A 10,624-nucleotide genomic window follows, 5' to 3' on the forward strand; every position below is an offset into this window, starting at 1 on the left:
ACGCCGTGAGGAATACGATCGGCACCGAAGCCGCCTCCGCGAACGACCACTCCTCCGGTGTCGCGGCGACCATCCGTGCGTCCGTCACCGCGCTCGGCCCGAAGCACTCCGACATCAGCCCCAACACCCCGTCTCCGACGGCCAGTCCGGTGACATCTGGGCCGACCTCGGTGACGATTCCGGCGCCCTCCGCGCCGAGTGCGGCGCGCCCGGGGTATGCCCCGAGGGCGACCATCACGTCACGGAAGTTCAGGCCGGCGGCGCGAACGGCCACCCGTACCTGCCCCGGCGCAAGTGCCGTTGGGAGGGTGGGACCGGGGACGAGGCTCAGCCCGTCGAGCGTCTCTCCACCGGGTGCCAGCTGCCACTGCCCGGCGTCCGGGACCGGCAGTACGTCGTCATCGATCGGGGCAAGCAACGGGGCGAGCAACACACCCCTACGCAGGGCGAGTTGTTCGCGGCCTGTCTCGTCTACTGCGGCCAGCAGGCTGTGGAGGGAGACGTCGCCGGTCGTGATGTCGGGTTCGGTGTCGGTGTCGGTGTCGGTGTCGAGCAGTTGGATGCGGCCCGGGTTCTCCGCGGCGGCCGACCTCGCCAGACCCCAGACGGTGCTGACGGCCGGGTCCACGTTCCGGTCTCCGGGACCGGTGGCGACAGCTCCGGTGGTACGGATCAACAGCCGCGCATCGGAGAGCGCGGGCGCGGTCAGGAACGTCTGTAGCTGAAGGAGCAGCCACTCCGTCACGGCGCGGGCGCGCACCGGCACCGGCACCGGCCCGGAAGTACTGTCCGGCATGTTCAGCACCACCCAGGCGGGGCGGGTCGCGCCATCGTCCAGAGCACTCAGTACCGCGTCCACACCTCGGTAATGGTCCGCCGACACAAGAGCACAGTTGTCGGGAACGGGCGCTGCTGAGTGACTCTGCGTCTCCGGCGTATCGGTTACGACCGCGACCTGGTCCCAGCGCATCCTCAGCGGGGTCTCCCGCGCCGGGTTGAGGGAAGCCTCACTGATGGGGCGGAAGGCGAGGGATTCGACGGTGACGACGGGTTGCCCGGTCGGGTCGACGGCCTCGACGCCCACGCCGTCTTCGTTGCGGCGTAGCCGAACGTGGAGGGTGCGCGCGCCTGTGGTGTGGACCTGTACGCCGGTGAAGGCGAAGGGCATTCCGCCTTCGTCCTTTGCCGAGGCGTTGGTGGCGGCCAGGGCGTGGAGGGCGGCGTCGAGGAGAGCCGGGTGGAGTGCGAACCCGGCCGGGTCGTCGGGGAGTTCGACCTCGGCGTAGACGTCTTTGCCGTCCAGCCATACTCGCCGCAGGCCCCGGAACACCGGCCCGTAGTCGAACCCGGCGTCCACCAGCCCCGTGTAGACCTCCTCTGCCGGGACCGGGTCACCGGCCGGAGGCCACACCCACGCGGTATCCGCAGAGTCGGCCGGGCCGTCGCTCGTGGTCAGGAAGCCCGTGCCGTGACGGACCCACTCCCCGTCGTCGTCGTTCATGTCCGGACGGGAGAACACACTCACCGCACGCCGACCGTGATCGTCGGACTCATCGACCACAACCTGAACCGTCACACCCGGGCCACTCTCGGCAAGCACCAACGGCGCCTGCAGGGTGAGTTCTTCAACTCGCGGGCATCCGACCTGGCCACCGGCATGCACGGCAAGGTCGACATACGCGGTCCCGGGCAGCACGACGACATCCGACACCGCGTGATCAGCGAGCCACGGCTGCGCCGACACCGACAACCGCCCCGTCAGCACCACACCACCACCGGCCAACGACACCTGCGCACCAAGCAGCTTGTGCCCGGCAGCAGCAAGACCCGCCCCGGACAGAGAACTCCCGGACGCCCCTGGTGCAGCCCAGTAACGGCGCCGCTGGAACGCATACGTCGGCACCTCAGTCCGCCGCACCGAACCCGGCAGCACACGGCTCCAGTCGACCTCCACTCCGTGGGCATGGAGCCGGGCGAGGCCGGTGAGCACACCGGTCACCTGGTCGCGGTCACGCCGCATGAACGCCGTGATCACCTCACCGTCGCGCTCGGGCATCGCCGCGGACAAGGCAGGCTGCGGTCCGACCTCCGCCCACACCCGCACGCCCAACTCGCGGGCTGTCTGCACCGCGTCGGCGAACTGCACCGGCCGCCGTGCGTGCTCCACCCAGTACGCCGCACTCCCGAAGTCCGCACCCGCCAATTCCCCGGACACGGTGGAGACCACAGGGATACGGGGCTCCGCGAACTCCACATCCGCAATCGCCGTGGCGAACTCCTCCAGTACGGGGTCCATCAACGTCGTGTGGAAAGCGTGGCCCACCGGCAGCCAACGACACCGCACGCCCTCGGCTGTCAGCTCATCCACCACGCCCCGCACCGCATCCGGCCCTCCGGCAAGCACCACGGACTCCGGGGCATTGACCGCAGCTACCCACGCACCGGCAACACCTTCGACACGCGCCCGCACCTCGCCGGCCGGGGCAGCCACGGACGCCATCACCCCACCCCCCGCCAGCCTTTGCATCAGCCCACCCCGCGCGCAGGCCAGGCGGACCGCGTCCTCCAGGCTCAGCACACCGGCAGCCACAGCCGCACTGATCTCACCGACCGAATGCCCCACCAGAACATCAGCACGGACACCCGACTCGACCAGCACCCGCCACAACCCGACCTCCAGTGCGAGGAGACCGACCTGGGCGAAGACCGTCTCGCTGACCAGCTCACCCCGGCCACCCTCACCGAAGATCACCGGACGCAACGGCTCCGGCAACAAACCATCCGCCACCGCACACACCTCATCCACCACACCCGCAAACACCCCGAACCGCTCATACAACTGAGCACCCATGCCCGCAAACTGAGACCCCTGCCCCGTAAACAACACACCCGTCTTCCCACCCACCACCGAACCCGACACCACCCCATCCACCGACCTACCAACCGCCAGCACATCCAACCCCGCCAGCAGTTCCTCAACATCCCCACCCACAACAACCGCACGATCCTGCAAAGCGGTCCTTCCGACCAACCCCGCAGCCACCGCAGCAACATCCACACCCTCACGCCGGCGCACGAAGTTCGCCAACTGTGCTGCTTGGGCGCGCAGGCCGACGTCGCCCCGACCCGACACCACCCACGCAACCGGGCCCGCAGACTCCACGGTCCGCTCGGACTCGGACTCGGACTCAACGGCAGGCGGCTCTTCCAGGATCACGTGCGCGTTCGTCCCGCTGACACCGAACGACGACACACCCGCCCGCCGAAGCTCTCCGTCGCGCTGCCACGGCACCGGCTCCGTCAGCAGACGCACCTCACCCGCCGACCAGTCCACATGCGGCGACGGCTCATCCACATGCAACGACACAGGCAGATGCCCATGACGCATCGCCATCACCATCTTGATCACACCCGCCACACCCGCAGCCGCCTGCGTATGACCGATGTTCGACTTCACCGAACCCAGCCACAACGGACGCCCCTCCGACCGCCCCTGCCCATACGTCGCCAACAACGCCTGCGCCTCGATCGGATCACCCAACGTCGTCCCCGTCCCATGGGCCTCCACGACATCCACATCACCGGCACCCACACCCGCATTGGCCAGCGCCTGGCGGATCACCCGCTGCTGCGACGGACCATTCGGGGCCGTCAGACCATTCGACGCACCATCCTGATTCACCGCCGAACCACGAACCACCGCCAGCACCCGATGCCCCTTCGCCACCGCGTCCGACAACCTCTCCAGCAGCACCAACCCCACACCCTCGGCCGGGCCGAACCCGTCCGCCGCCGCCGAGAACGCCTTGCAGCGGCCGTCGGCCGACAGTCCGCGCTGCCGGCTGAACTCCACAAAGGTCTGTGGCGTCGACATCACCGACACACCACCCGCCAGCGCGACATCGCACTCACCCGAGCGCAGCGCCTGTGACGCCAGATGCAACGCGACCAACGACGACGAGCACGCCGTGTCCACCGTCACCGCCGGACCCTCGAACCCGAAGGCGTACGCCACCCGGCCCGAAGCGACGCTGCCCGCGCTGCCGTTGGCGAGATAGCCCTCCAACTCCGAGGGAGACGCGCCCAGTCGCGACGCGTAGTCGTGATACATGAGCCCGGCGAACACACCCGTCCGGCTCCCGCGCAGCCCCGCCGGATCCACTCCGGCGTCCTCCAGCGTCTCCCAGGCCACCTCCAGCAGCAGTCGCTGCTGGGGGTCCATCGCCAGCGCCTCACGCGGGCTGATCCCGAAGAACTCGGCGTCGAATTCGGCGGCGTCGTGCAGGAAGCCGCCCTGGCGGACGTAACTGCGGCCGGTTCGCTCCGCGTCTGCGTCGTAGAGCTGCTCCAGGTCCCAGCCGCGGTCGCCGGGGAACGCCCCCACGCCGTCGACTCCGTCGGCGACCATGCGCCAGAGGTCGTCGGGGGAAGTCACGCCGCCCGGGTAGCGGCAGCCGATGCCCACGATGGCGATCGGTTCGGCGGACGCCGCCACGGACGCGGCCACGGTTTCGGCGCGGCCCTTCGCGCCGGACGCGTGATCCCCGTCCGGGAACAGCAGCTCACTCAGCCGGACCGCGATGGCGGCGGGGGTGGGGTGGTCGAAGAGGAGCGTCACCGGCAATCGCAGTCCGGTCGCCGCGGCCAGGCGATTACGCAGTTCGACGGAGGCGAGGGAGTCGAACCCGGCCTCCTTGAAAGGCTGTTCGGCGTCGACGTCTCCCGAGTTGGCGTGACCGAGGACCACGGCGGTGTGGCCACGGACCAGGTCGCGCAGCAGCGCCGCGCGTTCGGCGCCGGGCAGGGCCTCCAGCCGCGCGCGCAGGTCGTCGTCCGGGCGGTCCCCCGGAGCGGCGGACGATGCGGCGATGCGGCGGGACGGCTGCGCGGTGGCGAGTTCGCGCAGTATTCCGGTGGCGGGCAGACGTGCTGTGTCGATCTTGACCGGTAGGACGTGGGCGTCGTCGCCGGCCAGTGCGGCGTCCAGCAGGAGGAGTGCTTCCTCGGTGGGCAGCGTGCGCAGTCCGGCCCGGTGCAGCCGCTCCAGGTCCGCGCGGCTGAGATGGCCGGTCATGCCGCTGGCCTGCGCCCACGGGCCCCAGCCGATGGCGGTCGCGGGCAGGCCGTCGGCGCGCCGCTGGTGCGCGAGGGCGTCCAAGTAGGCGTTGGCCGCCGCGTAGTTGCCCTGGCCGGGGCCGCCGACGGTGGCCACCACCGAGGAGAAGAGGACGAAGGCGGTGAGATCCAGGTGCCGGGTGAGGTCGTGCAGGTGCCAGGCCGCGTCCACCTTGGGTCGCAGGACCGCGTGCAGCCGTTCCGCGTCGAGTGTTCCGATCGTGGCGTCGGCGAGCAGTCCGGCGGCGTGGTGGACGGCGGTGAGCGGGTGCTCGGCCGGGATACCGGCGAGCAGTGTGGTCAGCTCGGCGCGGTCGGAGGTGTCGCACGCGGCGATGGTGACCTCGGCGCCGAGGGCGGTGAGTTCCGCGCGCAGACTGTCGGCTCCGGGCGCATCGGGCCCTTGCCGGCTTGTCAGCAGGAGCCGGTCCGCCCCGTGCCGGGTGACCAGGTGACGGGCGACGAGCCGGCCGAGCGTGCCCGTGCCGCCGGTGATCAGTACGGTGCCGCCCGGGGCCGGACGGGTGGGTGTGGGGGCGTCGGCCGTCCGGGGCCGGCGGACGAGCCTGGGCGTACGGATCTCCCCTGCGCGCAGGGCGAGTTGGGTCTCTCCGGTGGCGATCGCGGCGGCCAGTGTGTCCAGAGCGGCCCGCGTGTGTGTATCGGATGTGATGTCGATGTCGACCAGCAGGAACCGGCCGGGGTACTCCGACTGTGCGCTGCGCAGCAGCCCCCAGACGGCCGCCGCCGCGAGGTCGTCGGGGGTGCCGGAACCCGGCGGACCGTCGGCCGGGCCGGTGCGGACCGCCGAGCGGGTGATCACGGCCAGCGGAACGTCCGTGAACCGGTCGTCGGACAGCCATGTCCGGAGGAAGCCGAGCGTCTCGGCCAGCAGGTCGTGCGTCGCGGCCGGTTGTGCCGGCTTCTCCGCCTGCCCGGCGCGGGTCTGTCCCGGGTGGTAACAGACCAGCGCCGGGACCGGCGCACCGCCGTCCACCGCCCGGGTCAGCTCGGGGAGCCCGGGGTAGGTGTCGGCGCCCCGGGGGTGGGCGCCGCGCGGTGACGGGTCGATGACCGCCCAGTCGCGGGCCGGGCGGGGGGTGCCCGGCGCCGTGAGGGTGGTCCATTCGACCAGGTACATGTCGTGTCGCGCCGCCGGGGCGGCGAGGTGTTCGCGGTCGACCGGGCGGAGCGTCAGCGCGTCCACGTCGGCCACCGGTTCGCCGGTGGGGTCGGTCGCGGTCAGGTGTGTGCTGCCGTCGGGCTGCCGCCGCAGGTGGACGCGGAGCGCGGTGGCGGCGCTCGCCCGTAGCCGTACCCCGGTCCAGGAGAAGGGCAGGGCGACCTGTTCGCCGGCCCACACGAGCGGGTGGAGGGCGGCGTCGAGCAGGGCGGGGTGCAGACCGTACGCGGCGGCGTCCGGGGTCAGTGCGGCGTCCAGTTCGACGTCGCAGTACAAGTCGTCGCCGTTCCGCCAGAGTTGGCGCAGTCCGCGGAAGGCGGGACCGTAGCCGAAGCCGAGTTCGGCGAGATGGGTGTAGGCGTCGTCGACCGCGACTCGCTGGGACCCGGCCGGTGGCCAGGAGTCCACCGGCTCCGGGGGTGGTGCGTCGGTGGCGGGGGTGAGGGTGCCTCGGGCGTGGCAGATCCACTCGGGCTGCCCGTCGCCGCTGCCGGCGGTGTGGATGCTGACCGGGCGTCGGCCTTCGGTGTCCGGGGCGCCCACGACCACCTGTGACCGCACGGCGCCTGAGGTGGGAAGTACGAGGGGGGCCTGGAGGACCAGCTCTTCGATCTCCGGGCAGCCGGTCCGGTCGCCGGCCCGGATGGCCAGTTCGACGAAGGCCGTGGCGGGCAGCAGGACGGTGCCGTGGACGGCGTGGTCGGCGAGCCACGGAAGGTCCAGGAGGGACAGGGTGCCGTTGAGGGCGACCCCGCCGGAGTCGGCCAGTGGTACGGCCACGGAGAGCAGTGGGTGCTCGGTGGTGTCGAGTCCGGCGGCCGCGCCGGACCCCGCGGGTGCGGGTGTCAGCCAGTGGCGCCGACGGTGGAAGGGATAGGTGGGCAGGTCCACGGGGCGGGGGGCGGTGGCGCCCGCGGCGGTGACCCAGCGGACCGGTGTGCCGGACACGTGGAGGCTCGCCAGGGAGGTCAGGAAGTTCCGCAGGCCGCCGTCGTTGCGGCTCAGGGTGCCGGTGACCGTCGCGTCGGTGTCGCCGTCCGCGTACCGCTCGACGGCGTCCTGGATGGCGATGGTGAGCACCGGGTGCGGGCTGATCTCGACGAAGTTGCGGTAACCCGTGGCGAGGAGTTCACCGGTGGCGTCGGCGAACCGGACGGTCTGTCGGAGGTTGCGGAACCAGTAGTCGGCGTCCAGTCTCCGGGTGTCGGTGATCTCGGTGCCGGTGACGGTGGAGTGGAACGGGATGTCGCTCCGCCGCGGTCCGATGCCGGTGAGCGCGGCGGCCAGGTGGTCCCTGACCGGTTCCATCTGCGCCGAGTGGGAGGCGTAGTCGACGGCGATCCTCCGGGCGGACACCTGCCGCCCGGCGCATTCGGCGAGCAGTTCGGTGAGGGCTTCCGGGTCTCCCGCGACGACCACGGCGGCGGGTCCGTTGACGGCCGCCACTTCCAGGCGGTCGCCCCAGCGGTGGATCAGCTCCGTCACCTCGGGCAGCGGCAGGGTCACGGACACCATGCCGCCCCGCCCGGCGAGCTCCGCCAGGGCCTGGCTGCGCCGTGCCACGATGCGGGCCGCGTCGTCGAGGGACAGGGCGCCCGCTATGTGGGCGGCGGCGATCTCGCCCTGGGAGTGGCCCACGACGGCGTCGGGTCGTACGCCGAACGACTCCCACGTCCGGGCGAGGGACACCAGTACGGCGAAGAGCACCGGCTGGACGACGTCGGCCCGCTCCAGTGCGGGGGCGTCCGGGTCGCCGCGCAGCACGGCCAGGGGTGAGAACTCCAGGTACGGCCGGAGTGCTTCGGCGCAGTGGGTCAGGTGCTGGCGGAAGGCCGGGGACTCGTCCATCAACCGGGCGCCCATGCCTGCCCATTGGGAGCCCTGGCCCGGGAAGACGAAGACCGTCCTGCGGTCGTCGGCCGCGGTGCCCAGGACCGTGCCGGGGGCGGTCTCTCCGTCGGCGAGGGCATGCAGGCCGGTCAGGAATTCGTCGCGGTCGGCGCCGACCAGCACGGCGCGTTGGGTGAGCGTGGCGCGTCCCGTGTCGAGGGTGTGCGCGATGTCGGAGGGTGACGTGTCGGGGTGCTGGGTCAGCCAGTCGTGCAGCTGTCCGGCTTGGCGGCGCAGGGCGCGCGGGTCACGGGCCGACAGGGGCCAGGGCACGGCGGCCGGGCCGGGTGCGGGGACCTGGCCGGGAGCAGGTACGGGGCCCGCGGAACCCGCGAAGTCCGGCTCGTGGGGCGCCTGTTCGAGGATGACGTGGGCGTTGGTGCCGCTGATGCCGAACGACGACACCCCGGCGCGGCGGGGCCGGTCCACCTCGGGCCAGGGAGCCGGTTCGGGCAGCAGGGCGGCGGCGCCGGCGCTCCAGTCGACGTGCGGGGACGGGCGGTCCAGGTGCAGGGTTCGCGGCAGAGTGCCGTGCCGCATCGCCATGACCATCTTGATCACGCCCGCGACTCCGGCGGCGGCCTGGGTGTGCCCGATGTTCGATTTGAGCGAGCCGAGCAGCACGGGCCGTCCGTCCGGGCGGTCCTGGCCGTAGGTGGCGAGGACGGCCTGGGCCTCGATCGGGTCGCCGAGTGTCGTGCCGGTGCCGTGGGCCTCGACCGCGTCCACATCGGCCGACAGGAGTCCGGCCGTGTCGAGTGCCTGTCGGATGACACGGCGCTGGGCGCCTCCGTTGGGTGCGGTCAGACCGTTGCTGGCGCCGTCCTGGTTGACGGCGGATCCGCGCAGGACGGCGAGGACTTGATGTCCGTTGCGGTGCGCGTCGGAGAGCCGTTCCAGGAGGAGGACGCCGACGCCTTCGCTCCAGGCGGTGCCGTCGGCGGCCTCCGCGAAGGGTTTGCAGCGCCCGTCGGGGGCCAGTCCGCGCTGGCGGCTGAACTCGGCGAACATGCCGGGGGTCGCCATCACGGTCACTCCGCCGGCCAGCGCCATCGAACACTCGCCGCGCAGCAGGGACTGCCGCGCGAGGTGCAGCGCCACGAGGGACGAGGAGCAGGCCGTGTCGACGGTCAGCGCCGGTCCTTCCAGTCCGAGGGTGTACGCGACCCGCCCGGACGCCACGCTGGACGTGCTGCCGGTGAGTACGTAGCCCTCGTATCCGGGCGGTGCGTCGGCCAGTCGGGAGCCGTAGTCCTGTGAGGTCGCGCCGAGGAACACGCCCGTGTGGCTGCCGTGCAGTGCGGTGGGGTCGATGCCGGCGCGTTCCAGCGCCTCCCACGAGGTCTCCAGCAGGAGCCGCTGCTGGGGGTCCATGGCGTCGGCCTCGCGCGGGCCGATGCCGAAGAAGGCCGCGTCGAACTGGGCCGCGTCGTGCAGGAAGCCGCCGTGGCGTACGTAGCTGCGCCCGTCGCTCTCGGGGTCCGGGTCGAACAGGTCGTCCAGCCGCCAACCGCGGTCGTCGGGGAACTCCGAGATGGCGTCGGTGCCTGCGGCGAGCAGCCGCCACAGGTCGTCGGGGGAACGTACGTCGCCCGGGAAGCGGCAGCCGATTCCGACGATGGCGACCGGATCGCCGGCGGTGACGGTGGGGGCGGTGGTGTCCGAGGCGGCCGCCGGGAGGAGTTCCCGGCGCAGGTGGCGGGCCAGGCGGGCGGGCGTGGGGTGTTCGAAGAGGACGGTGGCGGGCAGGCGCAGCTCCGTGACGGTGTTCATCCGCCGGCGCATCTCGACCGCCATCATGGAGTCGAAGCCGAGTTCGCGGAACGTCAGGTCCGTCTCGACGCCTTCCGCCGAGTCGTGTTCCAGCACCAGCGCCGCCTGGTCGCGGACCAGGTCGAGTACGGTCCGGTCCTGGTCGATCTCGCGGAGGGCCGCGAGCCGGTCGGCCAGCGTCTCCCGGCCGGTTGGCACAGTCGGCCGCGTGTCCTCGTCGAGGTCGGTGTCGGGGGCCGCGACCGGCGTGGGAGAGGTCGTCGGTTCGGGAGCGTTCACGGGTGTCGCCGCGGGTCCGGTGGTGCCGGACCGTGGCTCCCACCAGTGGCGTTCACGCTGGAAGGGGTAGGTGGGCAGCGGTACGCGCTGTCCGCCCGGGTCCGCGAAGAACGGCTCCCAGTTCACGGGGACGCCTTGGGTGTGGGCCTCGGCCACACTCCTCACGAACCGGCCCCGACCACCATCACCCCGCCGCAACGAACCAACAGCCGCAACCCGCACCCCCACCTCATCAGCAATATCAACCACCGACCCCAACAACGACGGATGCGGACTGCACTCCACAAACTGACGACGACCACCCCCCAACAACCCACGCACCGCATCCTCAAAACGAACCGTCTCCCGCAAATTCCGAAACCAATACCCCCCATCCAAACCAGC

The 10,624-nt window shown here is 71.7% G+C and carries 1 protein-coding gene; it reads right to left on the reverse strand.

Annotated elements, in window-relative coordinates; all coding sequences use genetic code 11:
* Nucleotides 1-10,624, reverse strand: a 10,624-nt coding sequence (locus tag GXP76_RS30745; RefSeq protein ID WP_374363203.1) for an SDR family NAD(P)-dependent oxidoreductase, incomplete at both ends; no start/stop codon positions are given.

Origin of the sequence: Streptomyces sp. NP-1717, from assembly GCF_022695985.1 — a bacterium.
Classification (GTDB): domain Bacteria; phylum Actinomycetota; class Actinomycetes; order Streptomycetales; family Streptomycetaceae; genus Streptomyces.